The sequence below is a fragment of the Rhizobium sp. KNZ14-9A genome, from assembly GCF_056755015.1.
This window is the reverse complement of sequence record NZ_JBPGXB010000002.1, coordinates 985,652-1,001,023: the sequence shown is the minus strand read 5'-3', so window position 1 is coordinate 1,001,023 and position 15,372 is coordinate 985,652. Positions and strand designations below refer to the sequence as shown.

16 protein-coding genes are annotated in these 15,372 nt (G+C 62.2%); 4 read left to right on the top strand and 12 right to left on the bottom strand.

Going from position 1 to position 15,372, the window contains the following annotated elements; genetic code table 11:
* Positions 1–9: 9 nt before the first annotated feature.
* The 5 genes from ACR9ZQ_RS11100 to ACR9ZQ_RS11080 all read right to left on the bottom strand — a co-directional run bounded on the left by ACR9ZQ_RS11100 (position 10) and on the right by ACR9ZQ_RS11080 (position 5,413).
* Positions 10–1,254 carry a glycosyltransferase gene (locus ACR9ZQ_RS11100; protein ID WP_481427790.1) on the bottom strand — a complete coding sequence of 415 codons (1,245 nt, stop codon included), beginning with the start codon at positions 1,252–1,254 and terminating at the stop codon, positions 10–12.
* Between the two features lie 170 nt (positions 1,255–1,424).
* The gene (locus ACR9ZQ_RS11095; protein ID WP_310387238.1) at positions 1,425–2,189 is read right to left on the bottom strand and encodes a sugar phosphate isomerase/epimerase family protein; all 765 of its coding nucleotides are present in this window, start codon (positions 2,187–2,189) and stop codon (positions 1,425–1,427) included.
* Between the two features lie 123 nt (positions 2,190–2,312).
* Positions 2,313–3,245 (bottom strand): glucosamine inositolphosphorylceramide transferase family protein, encoded by a 933-nt coding sequence (locus ACR9ZQ_RS11090; protein WP_481427789.1) that lies wholly within the window; start codon positions 3,243–3,245, stop codon positions 2,313–2,315.
* Complete coding sequence (locus ACR9ZQ_RS11085; RefSeq protein WP_481427788.1) at positions 3,223–4,365, bottom strand: glycosyltransferase family 4 protein; 1,143 nt, start codon at positions 4,363–4,365, stop codon at positions 3,223–3,225. The genes ACR9ZQ_RS11090 and ACR9ZQ_RS11085 overlap by 23 nt, the downstream gene beginning before the upstream one ends.
* Positions 4,366–4,678: 313 nt before the next feature.
* Positions 4,679–5,413 carry a glycosyltransferase family 25 protein gene (locus tag ACR9ZQ_RS11080; RefSeq protein ID WP_310387245.1) on the bottom strand — a complete coding sequence of 245 codons (735 nt, stop codon included), beginning with the start codon at positions 5,411–5,413 and terminating at the stop codon, positions 4,679–4,681.
* Positions 5,414–5,658: 245 nt separating this feature from the next.
* On the opposite strand from ACR9ZQ_RS11080, the gene ACR9ZQ_RS11075 reads away from it, so the two are divergent.
* A complete protein-coding gene (locus ACR9ZQ_RS11075) occupies positions 5,659–7,002 on the top strand; it encodes an NAD(P)/FAD-dependent oxidoreductase (protein WP_310387247.1) in 1,344 nt (447 codons plus the stop codon).
* Between the two features lie 104 nt (positions 7,003–7,106).
* On the opposite strand, the gene ACR9ZQ_RS11070 is transcribed toward ACR9ZQ_RS11075, so the two are convergent.
* The 3 genes from ACR9ZQ_RS11070 to ACR9ZQ_RS11060 form a co-directional block, all read right to left on the bottom strand.
* Entirely contained in the window at positions 7,107–8,000 is an 894-nt protein-coding gene (locus tag ACR9ZQ_RS11070) for a class I SAM-dependent methyltransferase (protein WP_310387249.1), read from the bottom strand.
* A 302-nt stretch (positions 8,001–8,302) separates the two neighbouring features.
* A complete protein-coding gene (locus tag ACR9ZQ_RS11065) occupies positions 8,303–9,109 on the bottom strand; it encodes a class I SAM-dependent methyltransferase (protein ID WP_310387251.1) in 807 nt (268 codons plus the stop codon).
* Positions 9,110–9,166: 57 nt separating this feature from the next.
* Complete coding sequence (locus ACR9ZQ_RS11060) at positions 9,167–9,904, bottom strand: carbonic anhydrase (RefSeq protein ID WP_310387253.1); 738 nt, start codon at positions 9,902–9,904, stop codon at positions 9,167–9,169.
* 243 nt (positions 9,905–10,147) lie between these two features.
* Here ACR9ZQ_RS11060 and ACR9ZQ_RS11055 point away from each other — a divergent pair, with 243 nt between their 5' ends.
* Complete coding sequence (locus ACR9ZQ_RS11055; protein ID WP_310387255.1) at positions 10,148–10,909, top strand: sulfite exporter TauE/SafE family protein; 762 nt, start codon at positions 10,148–10,150, stop codon at positions 10,907–10,909.
* A gap of 16 nt (positions 10,910–10,925) precedes the next feature.
* Here ACR9ZQ_RS11055 and ACR9ZQ_RS11050 read toward each other — a convergent pair whose 3' ends face one another.
* Positions 10,926–11,735 carry a pirin family protein gene (locus tag ACR9ZQ_RS11050; RefSeq protein WP_310387257.1) on the bottom strand — a complete coding sequence of 270 codons (810 nt, stop codon included), beginning with the start codon at positions 11,733–11,735 and terminating at the stop codon, positions 10,926–10,928.
* Positions 11,736–11,878: 143 nt separating this feature from the next.
* On the opposite strand from ACR9ZQ_RS11050, the gene ACR9ZQ_RS11045 reads away from it, so the two are divergent.
* Positions 11,879–12,469, top strand: a complete 591-nt coding sequence (locus ACR9ZQ_RS11045; RefSeq protein WP_310387258.1) for an SMI1/KNR4 family protein — start codon at positions 11,879–11,881, stop codon at positions 12,467–12,469.
* A 54-nt stretch (positions 12,470–12,523) separates the two neighbouring features.
* Here ACR9ZQ_RS11045 and ACR9ZQ_RS11040 read toward each other — a convergent pair whose 3' ends face one another.
* Positions 12,524–13,051 (bottom strand): P-loop nucleotide/nucleoside kinase family protein, encoded by a 528-nt coding sequence (locus ACR9ZQ_RS11040; RefSeq protein ID WP_310387259.1) that lies wholly within the window; start codon positions 13,049–13,051, stop codon positions 12,524–12,526.
* Positions 13,052–13,081: 30 nt separating this feature from the next.
* Complete coding sequence (locus ACR9ZQ_RS11035) at positions 13,082–13,642, bottom strand: winged helix-turn-helix transcriptional regulator (RefSeq protein WP_310387261.1); 561 nt, start codon at positions 13,640–13,642, stop codon at positions 13,082–13,084.
* A gap of 285 nt (positions 13,643–13,927) precedes the next feature.
* Between ACR9ZQ_RS11035 and ACR9ZQ_RS11030 the strand changes: the two genes are divergently transcribed.
* Positions 13,928–14,764: a hypothetical protein gene (locus tag ACR9ZQ_RS11030; RefSeq protein ID WP_481427787.1), complete on the top strand. Its 837-nt coding sequence runs from the start codon at positions 13,928–13,930 to the stop codon at positions 14,762–14,764.
* Between the two features lie 49 nt (positions 14,765–14,813).
* On the opposite strand, the gene ACR9ZQ_RS11025 is transcribed toward ACR9ZQ_RS11030, so the two are convergent.
* On the bottom strand, positions 14,814–15,290 hold the full coding sequence (locus tag ACR9ZQ_RS11025; protein ID WP_310387265.1) for an Lrp/AsnC family transcriptional regulator: 477 nt from the start codon (positions 15,288–15,290) through the stop codon (positions 14,814–14,816).
* Between the last annotated feature and the right edge of the window lie 82 nt (positions 15,291–15,372).

The following is a 15,372-nucleotide window of genomic DNA, read 5'->3' as shown; positions in this document are numbered from 1 at the left end:
GATCCCCGTTTATGCGCCGGACGAGGCAAGCAGCAGCCTTGCCGCCACCATCGCCCCGTCGGTTCGGATCGTGGGAGCGACAGTCGCGGCGCGCTGGCGCATATCAGGCTCCAGCGCCGCCGAAAGCGCGGCGGAAAAGGTCTGAGGCGTCGGTATCGTTCCCTCATGCGCCACGCCGATGCCGAGTGCTGCAACGCGGCCCGCCCAATAGGGCTGGTCGGCAATCTGCGCCACGACCACCTGCGGCACGCCCGCCCGGCTTGCCGCTGCTGTAGTCCCTGCCCCGCCATGATGGACGATCGCCGCAACCCGCGGAAAGAGCGCCTGATGATTGGCCTCGTCGATGACGAAGCAGTCGCTTGCGCCCTCATCAGGCACCAGCCCGGCCCAGCCGCGCGACAGCACGGCACGCCGCCCCTGAGCACGGATCGCCGCAAGGATCACGTCGGCAGCATCCTTCAGCGCATGCATCGGCATGCTGCCAAAACCGACATAGACGGGCGGTGCGCCGGCATCGAGAAAGGCCTCCAGCGCCGCCGGCAGCGGCCGGTCGTCATCGAGCATCCAGGCGCCCGTCTGCACCGCGTCGATCAGATCCGTCGCAAGCAGCGGCCCAACCACGGGATCGGCCGCAAGCAACGGCCGGCGGGTCAGAACCGGATCGCGCACATTGTCCACCAACGCCATGCCCATCGATGCACGCAGCCGATTGTAGGCTCCGCCGAAGATCACGTTCTTCGTTTCGATATCATAGCCCCAGAGCACCCGGTTGTCGGTCACGCCGGGCGGATGCGGCCGACCCTTGAATTCATGCGGCTTGTGATGATGCGACGGCAGGAAGATCGGGCAGAATGTCGCCCCGAAATAGCCGATGCCGGCCCGCTCGGCCACCAGTTGTGCCGCCGCCATCGCCGGAAACAGCCCTGCCGCGACGATGAGATCGCATCCTTCCGCAGCCACCGACAACGCCTCGAACTGTCCCGCCAATATCCCGGCCGCCCGCTCCGAAATGCCGTCGGCCGAACGCTCCCGCGTGTTGCGCTCGGCGGTCTTCATCACCTCGCTCACCCATTGCCGCACGGGCGCATTGGCCGGCGCCAGCGGCACGCCGAGCCGATCAAGCAGCCCGGCAAATTCCGCATCCGGCGGCGCGCAGATCACCGCCTCGGCCCCGAGCCTCTGCAAGGCGACCGCCAGCGCCGCCAATGGCTGCACATCTCCCCGTGATCCGTATGTGGATAGCAATACACGCATGCTCATCTCCTGATGCTGTTGATCAGGTTGAGCGTTCTACGCCCTCTCTAGGGTCTTGCCGCAAGTCCCCCCTGCGCCATATCTAAAGGCATAGCAGGGATGATGATTGTTCCCGGCCGCATCCCTTCCCCACATTTCCAGCGATCAGCGGCAAGCAAAGGCCAGCAGTTCTACGTCACAAACCGGCTGAGATAGGCATAGCTGCGCGCCGCAAATTCGAAGGGTAGCCGCGGATTGTCGTGCTCGACGACGAAGAGCCGCGCCCCGCTTGCGACAGCCGCCTGCCACAGCGACGGCCAGACGAGCACGCCGGAGCCGACATTGGCCCAGCCGCCTTCCTCCGGATCGACATTATCGGGCGCCTGATCCTTCACATGCACCGAGACCAGCACATTGGCATAGCGCCTTATCCATTCGACCGCATTCGGCTGGGCGCGCGCCAGCCACGCAATATCCGCCTGCCAGGTGAGCGGGCTGCCCTTGGCCGCATCGAACATCAGCTCGAACCCGTAGCGCCCGCCAATGGTACGGTCGAAGCCCGCCATCTTGTTGTGATAGCCAAGCACGATGCCCGCTTCCTTCATCTGCTCCGCAAGCGCGCCCAACTCATGGCCGATCCGCTGCCATGCCGCCTTCGTTTCTTTCATCGCAGAGGGCGCCGGATGCGGAACGAAGAGCTGCCCGATGCCGCATTGCTGGCAGGCATCGACAAAGCGCTGCCGCTCGCTGCGCAGCGCCTCCAGCCCGACATGGGCTGATGGTGCCGTTAGCCCATTCCTGACAAGCCCGGCCTCAAGGTTATTCGCGTCACGCAAATGCCCTTCGAGCGGCTCGACAGCGCCAAAACCGGCGCTCGCCGCCTTGTCGAGCTGCGTGCCGAGATCTCCAAGGCCGCGCATCGAATAGAGCTGCAACGACAGCATCGGCTTCGTCATCGCTCATCTCCAGGCCATTGTCGCTCTTGCCGGCAAGGCATCCCGACCGTTCCTCCGCATCGAATCCGCTGGGGTCCAGTTTCACCCGGGTCGACGCAGATTGCGAGCGCAAAACGGCCGATATCACCCCAATGCCGATAAGGCGGGCTTCGGCAGCAGCTTGCGTTTCAGGTTGACGATATGGCGGCCGAAGGATCTGTCGATACGCTTCACATCGATCAGCGTCAGGTCTCCGCAGGCAGAAAATGTGTGCAGGCCATCGGGGTAATCGGCAGTGGCGAAACCGCCCGTCAATTGGACCGGCAGATGCGCGCAGGTCACATGAGTCTCGCTGAGCAGGCTGAAGCGCAGGAAGCGCAGACCGCCGCCATAGCTGACGCTGCAGTCCTGAACCGGCAGGATGACCTGCCCGTCGGCGCCGACAAAGGGCGTGCCGCCCGGCCGGGCGCCGGAGCGATCCACCAGAACCGGATTTTGCGGATGGATCTTCCACGGGCCGGTCAGCTTGTCGGCAAAGGCGATATGCAGCTCGCGCTGGTCACGCGCGCCGGCGCCGACGAGCGTGTAGAACATCCACCACTTGCCCTGATGCTCAATCAGGCAGGCCTCGGCAGCGGGCAAGTCGGTCAGGAGCACCGTTTCCCGCACCCAGCCATCGGGGAACGAGCGGGCGCGGTACAGCGCGACCTCCCCCGCCTTATGGCTTTCCGGCATCATCAGCACCTCGCCATCCTGCTCGATGAGGAAGGGATAGGAGAGATGAAAGGGCTTGGTGAGAACCACCGCCCGGCCGCGCCATTGCAGGTCCGGCCCCACCAGTTCGTGGCGCTCGATGAAGCCATGCTTCGTGTGGTAGTCATAGGCTTCCACGAAGACGTGCAGGCTGTCGCCCTTCTTCACGGCGAAGGGATCGGCGAGATATCGCCACGGCCCCGGATCGGGCAGCCATGTGATGCGATCGGAACAATCCGCCAAAGTCTCGGCATCGAGCAGCGCCTCGGCGGCTGCGGGCACGATGCCGACCTGCCAGAAATCACTCTTGGGCTTCAGACGCATAGATCAACCGCGGCTGATCGATGTCGGGCGCAGCCTGAACTGCGGCTCCGCGGGAAACCCGGGAATAGAAATCGAGAACATTCGCAATACCTGCCGAACGAGAGAAAGGAGCCAAGTCGTAGCCTACGCGCGACAGGCGGACAACAGGCTGTTCCCGCAGCACATCGGCAAGCGCCTCGGCGAGCCCCTCGACAGAGCCGGGCACGACCAGCGTCACCGGATGCTCGCGCAGATATTCCGACGGGCCTTCGGCCGCCGTGGCGATGATCGGCAGCCCCTCATGCATGGCTTCGAGGATCGCAAGCCCCGCCGATTCCTCTCGCGAAGGCGAGACGAAAAGATCCAGATTGCGCAAGAACCCCGGCACATTGTTACAATGGCCGAGCAGATGGATGCGGCTATCGCCCTTGGCGAGCTTTTCCAGCGCGGCGCGATGCGGCCCATCGCCGACGATGACGAGGGCGACATTACCGGGTGCCGACTGCCGGAAGGCCGACACCAGCACATCATATCCCTTGCTGAGATGCAGGCGCCCGACGCTGCCGACGAGCCGTGTCTCGCGCGGCAAATTCAGCTGCGTACGCAGGTCGAAGCTCTCGGCGGATTTGACATCGGGCAGCCAGTTGGAAATCAGCGTCGACTTGCCGTCAAATGTGCCGAGCCGCGTCGACTGGGCGGTGTTGACGCAGATCACCCCGTCGAGGCAGGCATGCTGCCTGGCCTTGTAGCCGACATGCAGGGTCGCGATCCTGGCGACGTTGTCGGGCGCTGCGGCAAGTGCCTTGCAGCCATGGCTGAGATGCCCGTGCGCGATCTCGATCCCTGTCCTGTCCACCAGCCGCCGCAGCCGCAGGCCCCGCAAAAACGGGATTGCGAAGCCGTGGAAAACAACCTCTTTCGAGAGCAGACCAGCAATCGGCGAGCCCGATCGTCCGGCAACGTGAACCTCATGTCCAAGAGCAGCCTGCCCGTTGGCGAGGTCTGCGCAGTATCGTTCCGATCCAGCCACTCTGGAGGAGAACAAGACATGCAGGATTTTCAACTTACGAGATACTACCGGATCGACAGCCGCATAGGCACGCGGGTGCAACTCACCCACGAAATCATTTCGAGCGCTCAAGATACACCTCAGACCGATAGCCGACCGAGTTGAGATGTTGACGAAACACTTCTCGATAGGTTTCGGCGATGATTTACATCGGAGATCCGGCGCAAACAAGACTGTGTAAGCATACAGAATCGTAAGCTTTTACGCCACAGAATGACCATTTTTGGGGTAACTTGCTGAACTAGCTCTTGAAAAAATGCGGCACTATTATGCACGACTGTGACACCGATAAAACAGCCTGCCAAAGTGCCAAAAAAAGTCTTGAGACGGACTTTGCGGGCAACAGCAAAGCCGCCCTGAAAACCGGGCTTTCCGTCCCGGCGCCTTATTTTTTCAATGCATAGTTGATTCTGCGAACCGTCTCAGCGATGCGGATCGCATAGGTCGGCAATCGCCTCCACCAGGGAAATTTGGTGGCCCTGTAGACGGATCGCGTCCCGATATTCGAGCCGCCCTCTTGTACGACAGTCACGTTTTGGCGGGTCGTGTAGACCCGCGCTCGGGATGCCCAGCCGCGCTCCAGTTCGATATCCCAGGGAAACCGCATGACGCCGACCGTCTTGAGAAGCTTCAGGGCACCCATCCGCGTCACCGCATAGCAGGCTGCCGACCCCTGCGGACCATGCGTTACCCGCCCGATCTCATCGCCGATAGCCGAGGTGGCGACAGGCCTGAAGCCGACGATACGGTGATTGAAGAGCTTGATCACATCGGCACCGGGCACCGCCGCAAGTGCCGCTTCGGCGCGCGCAATGAGGTCGGCAGACAAAATGACATCGTCCTCGACGATGATGCAGGCGGCCTCGCCCGTTTCCAAGAAAGCCGCGAGCACCTTCAGATGGCTCCGGTAGCAGCCATATTCGCCCGGCAGGATGGTCCGGCCATTGTTGCGCTGAAAGGCGCGCTCATCACAGGCCGTCCGCTGATCTGCGGCAATCTCCCGCCCATCGACGCCGGCAATGCGAATAAGGTCGAACTGCAGGGCCTTGGCCCGATCGGACAATGCATTCCACCGATCCGTGGACCGGTCGAGATTAATCACATAAATGCGGGTCGTCATCGTCCAACCGTGGTTTGCAGCTCAAAGCAGCCGGGCCCCCCTGAGGCCAAGCTTCCCGGCAAACTCGCCTAGCACTTCCCCCGCCGGCTGTGCAACCTGCCGTCGCGGCATGGCAGCAATGTCGGTAACGAATTTCTCCTTGATCGGCCAAGGGCAAGCCCAGAACCGCGATGACATCAGCTTGAATTGCCGCCCCGGAGCCTCTAGCACTCGTACCTATCGATCATCCCGTCAGGACGCATAGCTTGCCAGCCTTCCCCTTCTCCGTCGCCGATCCCATCCAGCATCATGGCGCGCTTCCGAAAACCTCCGACGTCGTGATCATCGGCGGCGGCGTCATCGGTGTCACGACGGCGCTGTTTCTGGCGAGGCGCAGGATCTCCGTAACGCTCATCGAGAAGGGACGCATCGCCGCCGAACAGTCCTCGCGCAACTGGGGCTGGATCCGCAAGCAGGGCCGCGATGCCGACGAGCTGCCCATCGTCATCGAAGCCTGCCGCCTGTGGAAGGAGCTCGCGGCAGAATGCGGCGAGGATATCGGCCTCACCGAGACCGGCGTCACCTATCTCGCAAACTCCGACAAGCAGATGGCCAGCTTCGAAACCTTCATGAAGCTCGCGAGCGCCTACGACCTCGACACCCGCCTGCTCGACAGCGGGCAGACGGCCGCCCTCTTCAAGGGCATCTCCCGCAAATTTGCCGGTTCGATGACGACGCCATCGGACCTGCGCGCCGAGCCATGGCTCGCCGTCCCTGCCCTTGCCCGGCTCGCCGCCCGTCTGGGTGTCACGATCATCGAAAACTGCGCGGCGCGAACCCTTGATATCTCCGCCGGCAAGGTAAGCGGTGTGTGGAGCGAGGCCGGCCGCATCGAGACCTCGACGGTGCTCGTCGCAGGCGGCGCCTGGTCGTCGCTCTTCCTCAGAAAACACGGCGTCTCCATCCCGCAGCTTGCTGTCCGGGCAACCGTGGCCGCAACCGAGCCCTTGGCCGAAATCCACGCAGGTGCCGCAGGCGGAGCGGACGTCGCCTTCCGCCGCAGGCAGGATGGCGGCTACACGCTGGCGCCGGCAAGCCACCGCCTCTATCTCGGCCCCGACGCCTTCCGCCACGCCACGAAATATATGCCGGCGCTCATGGCCCACCCCTTCGGCACCCGCTATTCGGCGGCAGCCCCCGAAGGTTACCCGGACAGCTGGTCGACCCCGCGCAACTGGACAGCGGATACCGAGAGCCCGTTCGAACGGATGCGCGTGCTGAACCCCGCCCCCGAACAATCCAGCCTCGATGCAATCAGCCGCAATTTTCAGCGCCTCTTCCCGCAATTCGAAACCGTCCGCCTGAGGACGACCTGGGCCGGCATGATCGACGCCATGCCCGACATCGTTCCCATTGTCGACCGCGTGCAGGCCATCACCGGGCTCTTCGTCGCAACCGGCATGAGCGGCCACGGCTTCGGCATCGGTCCCGGCATCGGCCGCGTGGTCTCAGACCTGATCCAGGGGAACGCGCCCGGCCACGATCTCAACCGGTTCCGGCTCTCACGCTTCACCGATGGAAGCCGCATCCGGCCGGGGCCGGCGATCTGATCTGACGCGAATGCCTGCGCGCGCTCATGGGGCGCGTGCTTGGCACCGAGTAAGGCGTTTGCTTCCGTGTCCACACTGCCCAGACAGGACAGATCACCGGATGATCAAGTGTAGGGATTTTTTGGCGACACCTCGATCCGGAAGCCCTGCTTCTTCAGGTCGCGAAGAAGCTCCGGAGCAGGCGGCTTCTTCAGGCAGATCATGGTCACAAGCCCCGGCGACAGCAGCCGCAAGCTGCAAGCCATATCCTGCGCATAAACGCCTGACCAGTATCCCGCGAGCCGCGCGGAAAATTTCGATTTGCTCGCGCCGCTGAGCGGCCCCCACCAGAAGCCGTTCATGGACCGCCAGGCAATCCCGTAATATCCGAGAGCAGTCATGATCTTGAATGTTTCCGATCGCGACAGGCGGAAGACAAAATTGCCGACGGGTTCAAATTGGTCGTAGGGATGCTCGCCTCGCAGGAAGCGTTTGATGCTTCTCTTGAGGCTTCCAAGCGGCGACCAATGGCCGTCCAACGGTTCGATAAGCACGACGCCTAAGCGGGAAACGCGCAGCATCTCATAGAGGCCGACGGCTGGCCGCGGGAAGTGATGATAGGCTTCCTTGCACAGCACATAGTCGAATTGTTCGTCATCGAAGGATATCTTTTCGGCATTCTCTTCGGAATAGGCGTCGATCCAGCTTCGCCGCTTGGCAATCTCGAGCGTCGACGCGGATATGCTGGTTGCAAGAACCGATCGAACGTGGGGCCGCAGGAAATTGGCATCGGTCCCGAAGCGGCCATCGCCGACCGTCATCCAGCTCGTGCCTGCAGCATGCCTGAGGAGCGGATCGAGCGACGCATACATCCGGTCGTGATGCAGGCAGTCGACCGTATCCTGGGCGACGTAGCGCGACGGCAGATGGCTTTCCGACGCATTGTGATCCTCATCGGAGCGATGCCGGAGATAGGTATCGCTGATGCGTGCGGAATTGGGATATTGAACTGAAGCCATTGAAACCCACCCCTCAACTGTCAACTACGCGCAATCAAACCGCCAGACTCGTTTGCCTGGCGTCACTGGACGCACGGCCGCCCGGTGCGGCCTCCTTCGCCCTACGCAATCATCACTAGGCTACCGGCCAATAGACACGCAGGACACATGCTCTTAAGGACGAATCCGCTAGACCGGTCACCAACCTTTGGGGGTCAAGTGCCACCCAAGGGCTTAGATGCGACAACGTCGTGAGATGACGGCAATGCCCATCAGAAGTAGCGCCGTGGCGAGCCTGAGACCACCACCATTCTATTCCGGCTCTAGTTCCGCCTCGCGATGAAAACCGATGTCGTCATGTTTCTGGTGACGACGCCGCCAAAATCGCTCCGTGCGAGATCCTCCAGCGCGTCCAGCAACGCCTCGCGCTTCTCCGCCGCCAATGCCACGACATTCGAATAGGTCGCGTAGAGCCGCCGCACCGCGGGCGGATCGAGCGTCAGCGTCCACTCGAACATGACAGGCGGATCGCAGTGGAATGAGGCCTCCTCGAAATCCCTAAGTCGGGCCTCGCTGTCGAGCCCGTATGGTGTTTGCGTCGTCCCTCCGCCAGACGGGCTTGGGCGATGCCCGGCAAAGAGGTGCGCACTCGCCTTATGAAAGGGGTCGGGCCTGATGCTGTCGCCAAAGACATTCCAGATCAGAGCGACGGCGCCGCCATCGTGCAGCAGCGCATGGATACGCCGCAGCGCCGGAACGGCATCGAGCCAATGAAATGCTGTTGCGCTGACGACGAGGTCGTAGGATTGCGGCGTCTCATCCAGTTCTTCGAAGGCTTGCTCGATCACCTCGAGTTCGGGGCGATGCAGCCGCGCACGCAGGAACTCCGCAAGCCGCCTGTCCGGCTCGACAGCCAGAAGCCGCTGCGGCTCCTGTTCAAGAAGATGTTCCGTGGCAAGCCCGGTTCCCGCCCCGATCTCCAGTATCGAAATACCGGATCGCAATCCGGCCCGCTGCCGCAACACATCCCACACCACCGGCGGATAAGGCGGCCGGGCCAACTGATAGTTTTCAGGGCTCAGTCCAAAGGCTTGCCGGCCGAATGAACGGGCAAGGGTGTCACCGGACATGACGATCTCCGCTCTGATCGACGTAGACCTATCTCATTCCGCAAGAAAGCGCACCCACTAACCAAGCAGCGAAACCACGCCGCTGGCGATATCGTAGCGCGCCGCCACGACCTTGAGTTTGCCCTCCTTGGCAGCCCCTGCGATGACGGTCGAGCTTCGGCTGATCAGCGTCGCCTGCATCCTGGCATTGGCATCGATGGCTGCCCCAAGGTCGTTGCCTGCGGCATTCACCGCCGGCCAGATCGGCGCATAGAGGGCGCCGATCTGGCCGGGCACGGCCTTGCCGTCGATGGTCGCCTTCACCGCGCCGCAGTTGGTATGGCCGAGCACCATAAGAAGCCGGACGCCAAGAACGGCAACACCATATTCGAGGCTGGCGATGATCTCGGGCGTAGCGATATTTCCCGCGACACGCACGACGAAAAGCTGGCCGATGCTCTGGTCGACGACAAACTCCACCGGCACGCGTGAATCGGCGCAGGAGAGGACCGCCGCGAAAGGCTCCTGCTTTTCCGCCGTCTTCGCCTTGAGGATCGAAAGGTCTTCATTGAGGGATTGGAGACGCCCCTCGATGAAGCGCCTGTTTCCATCCATCATCGCCTTCAGCGCCTCATCGGGCGCCAAGATGCTCTGTGCCGATGCCGGCCCCGCGGACGAGGTGACAGCCCCGGCCGCTACTGCCGCCACACCTCCCAATGCACTGCACAGGAAGCGGCGGCGCCCCTGATCCTCAGGAACATCAGGATGGCCACCGCAGCCGCAAGCCACCGCAGGGTGTCGCTCAAAACCATGCATTTTCCCCTCCCAAGATTGAGAATGCCGAACCCAAGCCCCCCGCTTCCGCATGGCAACGCGAGCGCCCGCCTTGTGCAAGTCGCCCAAACGGGTGAGCCGCGACCGGTCTTTGCCCGCGCGTTATTCGTGGCGTCATCTCCCAGAATATTTCGCAACGCGAACGGCTCGAAGCCATCGGCGGCTTGTCCTCGCAATGTCCCCTGATGCATCCAGGGACACGTTAGGGAGATGGGGAGCAAACCAATGACACCAGCAATCGTTTTATTGCTGTTTGTATCAGGCATAGCTGGTGGCGTGATCAATGCGCTCGCCGGCGGCGCCACGCTCTTGACCTTCCCCGCCATGCTCGCTGCCGGCCTGCCGCCCGTCACCGCCAATGCCTCGAATGCGGTGGCGATCGTGCCGGGCCATCTGCTCGCCGTCCTCGCCGATCGCCGCAAGGTCCTACCGTTGGACGCCAAACTCTGGTCATCCGTCCTCGTCTGCCTCGTCGGCGGTGCCGTCGGCGCGCTGCTGCTGCTCGCCTTGCCCGAGCGGCTTTTCGTTCTCCCCGTTCCAGCCCTGATCGGCATCGCCACCCTGCTCTTCCTCTTCTCGCCCCGCATCGCCGCCTGGGCCGAGGCAAGGCGCGGCGATGCCGAGCCCTCGCGCGGTCTCGGCCTTTCCGTCCTGGGCCTCTCGTCGATCTATGGCGGCTTCTTCGGCGCCGGCCTCGGCGTCATCCTGACGGCGGTTCTCTCGATTGCCGATCCCAATGACATCCGCCGCGTCAAGGCGCTGAAAAACCTGCTCGCCACCTCGGTCAGCATGGCAGCCGTTATCATTTTCATCGTCCAGCGCGCCGTCCACTGGCCCGAAACGTTGACGATGCTGTCAGGCGCCCTGGTGGGCGGCTATCTCGGCGGTTACCTCGTGCGCGTGCTGCCGGCCACCATCGTCCGCTGGTTCGTCATCCTCACCGGCTCAGTCATGACGGTTGTCTATGCGGTGAAATACTGGAGCTGAGGCCCGCCCCTATCCTTCACTTCCGCCGCCACAGCCGCTTCAACCCCTGCCACCGTTTCACGAGACGGATCACGACAGGCGGCGGGATCTTCCTGTTGTCGGCTATTGTCCCCTCTCTCGTGACAGGCGACCGGGGATCGAGCAGGAAGGCCACCATCACGCAGGCGTTCGTCGCCTCTGCCGTCAACATCTCATCCGACAGCAGCAGACCTTGCTCGCCTTCGCCAAACGCCTGCCCGCCGGCGAGAACCGCGCCGCTAAACACATAGAAATACAGGTCGCACCCCTGCTTATGCGGAAAGTCCACCCGCACACCTGCCTCCAGCCGGATATCGAAGAAATCGATCCGGTTGCGCACGAAAAAGGGCGCGTCGCCCCCTTCCGGCCCGACAAGGTGCCGCCAGCGATTGGGCATGATTTCGGGCATTGCCCCATACTGGATGCCGGGTTCGAGATCGACAGCATCGGGCCGCACGAGGATCTGCAGCATGCGCAGCGGCGGATCGGAGGCCAGCGTCTCCTCGGAGTGCCAGAAGCCGCGCCCGGCATTCATCACCATCAGATGCCCGCTGTCGCAAACCAGCCGGCCACGGGCTCTGTCTTCATGGCGCATCACGCCTTCAGGCACCCAGGAGATGATCTCGTCATTGCAGTGCTCGTGCATGGCAATGAACCGGCCCGGATGCAGGATGGATTCGACCACCATCGCCAGCGGCCCATGCCCATGATCTCCAGGCTTCGGCTTCACCCATCCCGGCATGTTGATATGCGCGACAAACCCTCCCATGTCGCGCACGACGAAGGTACGTTCCCCCTTGAGCAGCATCGCGTCCTCCTTGCCTGCAAGCAGTGACGATACCGGTCCATTAGCGCCCCGATACCATTAGAGGTCAATGAAGCGGCCTGCCATTGACCTGTCCCGCCCCGGCCTTAAATGCCTGCGCCGTACTCGCAACAAGGAAACCCATCGTGAGCAACGACAACACAATTCCGTTCCGGCGCCCTGACGCCCTCGCCAGATTTGCGAAGTCTCCTCTCGTCGCAGCCCGCTATGGCGGCGCGGATGAAGCGCGGCTCTCGGCATTCGAGACGCAGCACGAGGTCAGTCTTTCCGATGGCTATCGCGATTTCCTGATGCGGGAAAACGGCCTTGACTATCATATCCCCCACACCACCATCGCCACCCTGCCCGCAGAGGCGCAGCGCGATGCCTTCGTTCTCTCGGACATCAACACCCTGTTTGGCATCGGCAACGGGCATCCGTATTTCGATCTCGAGGAAGTCGCCCCGGACATGGATTTCCACGACTACGGTTTCACCCCCTTCGCACATGTCGTCGGCCTCGGCGGCGACTTCTGCACCCTCGTCGAACTCACCGAAGGCAAACATACAGGCGCGATCATGTACACCGATGGCGAGCTTTTCCATGGCATGCGCAGCGGCGGCATCGCCGGAAAATCCGCTGACGAAGCGATCGATTATTTCATCGAGAGCGGTTACTACTATCGGATCGCGACGAACTTCTCCGACCTCTTCGAAAAATATGCCCGACTGACCTGAGGCTTCGCACCGTTCCGATCATTCCCACAGATACAAAGCCCTAGGCGGCCAATATCAGACCTCCCGTGTTTTCTGATAGCGGCCAGTTTCAAGCTTCGATAGCAACGCGACAACAGCCTCATCCACACCCTGCTTCGCAGTGTCGATGGTGACGGGGCTTTGCCCCCAAGCCTCATAGTCGTGTGCAGTCACCTCTTCCCAGCGAGGCTTTACCAACCCCGGAACATCGCTTGCCCGCGTTTCCACCCGTCGGCGATGTTCATTCCGGTCCGAGCAGATGATCTCTATCTCAACGGCCGGCACACCTGATCGCGCTGCGACCGACAGCCAGGCGTCTCGTGTCACTTTCAAGGGATTGACGGAATCCGCGACGACAATGTTGCCGAGCGTGAGATTATCTTCGGCAATCCCGTATCCGACCATGTAACCTGCCGGGCCGACCTCCGAGCTCAACATGCCCGAGGCCCGGATATTCTGTTCGATCGTATCGATACGCAGATGGACGGCCCCAAGCTCCTTCGCCAGGGCACGCGCAATCGTCGTCTTCCCCGAACCCGGCAAACCGCCGAAAATGATCAGCATGAATTGGCACCTCCCGCTTGCTGATGGACTTCACGAATCCGATTTTTGTACATCCGTTGCCTCGCCCGAGGCAGCAAGAATATCATCGAGCGCCTGACGGCGCGCCCCGGCGTGAGACAATCGCCAGCGAACTGCGTCATCCGCGCCATCCCCTTCCTTGATGTCGAGATCCACCGGGCTCACCGGTTCGCCGGTCTTCTGATCGATGAACCCCCAGCGGATCTCCGCCCCTGTTTTACGATTGACGAAGGTCATGGGCGGTCCAGAAGCACCCGACATGCCGAGGCTGTCGCCGATCTGGGCGAGCACCGGCATGATGGGCGCGATCTGCCAACCCTTCTGGGTCAGGAGATATTCGAACCTTTCCGGGTTCACCTGATAGCGCCGCCGCTCGATGAGGCCATTGGCTTCCAGATGCTTCAGCCGGTCACTGAGCGTCGCATTGGTCACGCCAGACGATTGGCGAAAATCCTCATAGCGGCTGAGGCCACAGACAAGATCGCGCAAGATAAGCATACCCCACCGATCGCCGATCGCCGCCATGACGCCGGCGATCGAGCATACCATTCCATCGAAACCCTTCGAACGCATCGAACCCTTTCCGAAGCCCGTGAAATCGCCTGGCTCCTCTGATCATGAGAGCCACATTAGTTTGCCGGAACGGCCGTTTCAAGAAAGCCCGGCAAACAACCGCCCTGCGACAAACCGGGCGGATAATTCGCTTGCCCGACCAGTTACTCTTATTATAAGAGTTACAATGTCTTTGGAGCGTGCCACGCCTCCGAATGAATGCAGCGCAGGCCTGAAGCTCGATGTGGATCGGGCGCCGATTGCTGCAACGCATCACCGGTTTTGCCAAAACGGGAGGATCTCACCTTGGCGCCGAACACCACCGCTAACTTCACCAGCCCGACACTTGCATTCGCCGGCAGCGCAGTCGCAACAGGCCTCTGGTTCGCTGCCCTTGTCGCAATACCGGAGCTTCAACGCTCGGACCTGTCCATCATCGTCGCGCGCATCGCAGTGCACCTCATCGTGCTCGGCGGAACCTGGGCGGGATTGTCGCGCACCTCCCTCACGGCATCTGAGCGGACATGGACCTGGCTGGCGATCGCCATTCCGCTCACCCTCTGGCACGGCGCAGCCTGGATTATTGTCGCCGATGGCCTTCTCCTGCCGGGAGCAGTCTCAATCCCTTTGCTGCCGCTGATGATCGTCGTGCCGACGGCCATCGTGATCACGCTTTTGTCGTGCTCGGACCGGATCGGCGTGCTGCTCGATGTTATGCCCGCCAACTGGCTGATCGGCCTCCAGGCCTACAGGGTGATCGGCGGCGTGTTCCTCGCCAACTGGCTGGCCGGGACGACGCCAGGCGTTTTCGCCCTTCCTGCCGGTACGGGTGACGTGATCACCGGGCTGATGGCCTTACCGACAGCAGCAATGCTCGCAAGTGGCCGGCCAGGCAGCACCCGGGCGGCTCTGTTCTGGAACCTCTTCGGCATAGCCGATCTGGTCGTCGCGGTCACGATGGGCGCCCTTACCACGCCCGGCCCCCTGCAGCAGCTCGCCCTCGATCATCCCAATCTGACGACCGGCACCTACCCAACCGCCATCATTCCGGCCTTCACCGTCCCCACGTCTCTCGTCCTGCACGCCCTGTCACTGCGCCAATTGCTGAGGCGCACGCGAGGCGCGGCGGCAATTGCCGTGTGACGGCGAAATATCTCCGGGTCTAGGCGCGATCCACTGGCCCGGAGCCTCCTCAGATAGGAACACTGAGACCTACCTTGATCCTGTCCATGGCGACGAACGTCCGAAACCGCTTCACATTGTTGTTGCCGAAGAATAGCCGCCGCGTCAGCGCCTCGTAATCGGCCATCGCGGGCACGGTGATGACGAGCACGAAGTCGGCTTCCCCCGTCACGTAGTAACACTGCTGGATTTCCGGGGCGGCGGCGAATTCGCGTTTGGCTGCCTCGATCTGCTCCGCCGTTTCGCTAATGACCTCGACCTCGACAAAGATGGTGATCGCCTGGCCGACGGCGGCCGGATCGATCACCGCGATATTGGCCTTGATGACGCCCTCCTCCGTCATCCGCCTGATGCGCCGCTGCACGGATGGCGCCGACAGGTTGACGGCCTCGCCGATCGTCCTTTGCGGCGTGGTATTGTCGCGCTGGAGGATCTCAAGAATCTTGCGGTCGAAGGCGTCGAGCGTGGATGTCGAAGGGACAGGCATGGGCGGCTCTCATGAAACAAACTTGCAAAAACGGCTCTCAATATCAGCGCAATTTTCGCCCGCTCTGCAATATGTTTCCATA

What these genes read in the sequence shown, in the direction of transcription:
- ACR9ZQ_RS11100 (WP_481427790.1), bottom strand. Translation starts at nt 1,254, where the DNA reads ATGCGTGTATTGCTATCCACATACGGATCACGGGGAGATGTGCAGCCA.
- ACR9ZQ_RS11095 (WP_310387238.1), bottom strand. Translation starts at nt 2,189, where the DNA reads ATGACGAAGCCGATGCTGTCGTTGCAGCTCTATTCGATGCGCGGCCTT.
- ACR9ZQ_RS11090 (WP_481427789.1), bottom strand. Translation starts at nt 3,245, where the DNA reads ATGCGTCTGAAGCCCAAGAGTGATTTCTGGCAGGTCGGCATCGTGCCC.
- ACR9ZQ_RS11080 (WP_310387245.1), bottom strand. Translation starts at nt 5,413, where the DNA reads ATGACGACCCGCATTTATGTGATTAATCTCGACCGGTCCACGGATCGG.
- ACR9ZQ_RS11070 (WP_310387249.1), bottom strand. Translation starts at nt 8,000, where the DNA reads ATGGCTTCAGTTCAATATCCCAATTCCGCACGCATCAGCGATACCTAT.
- ACR9ZQ_RS11065 (WP_310387251.1), bottom strand. Translation starts at nt 9,109, where the DNA reads ATGTCCGGTGACACCCTTGCCCGTTCATTCGGCCGGCAAGCCTTTGGA.
- ACR9ZQ_RS11060 (WP_310387253.1), bottom strand. Translation starts at nt 9,904, where the DNA reads ATGCATGGTTTTGAGCGACACCCTGCGGTGGCTTGCGGCTGCGGTGGC.
- ACR9ZQ_RS11055 (WP_310387255.1), top strand. Translation starts at nt 10,148, where the DNA reads ATGACACCAGCAATCGTTTTATTGCTGTTTGTATCAGGCATAGCTGGT.
- ACR9ZQ_RS11050 (WP_310387257.1), bottom strand. Translation starts at nt 11,735, where the DNA reads ATGCTGCTCAAGGGGGAACGTACCTTCGTCGTGCGCGACATGGGAGGG.
- ACR9ZQ_RS11040 (WP_310387259.1), bottom strand. Translation starts at nt 13,051, where the DNA reads ATGCTGATCATTTTCGGCGGTTTGCCGGGTTCGGGGAAGACGACGATT.
- ACR9ZQ_RS11035 (WP_310387261.1), bottom strand. Translation starts at nt 13,642, where the DNA reads ATGCGTTCGAAGGGTTTCGATGGAATGGTATGCTCGATCGCCGGCGTC.
- ACR9ZQ_RS11025 (WP_310387265.1), bottom strand. Translation starts at nt 15,290, where the DNA reads ATGCCTGTCCCTTCGACATCCACGCTCGACGCCTTCGACCGCAAGATT.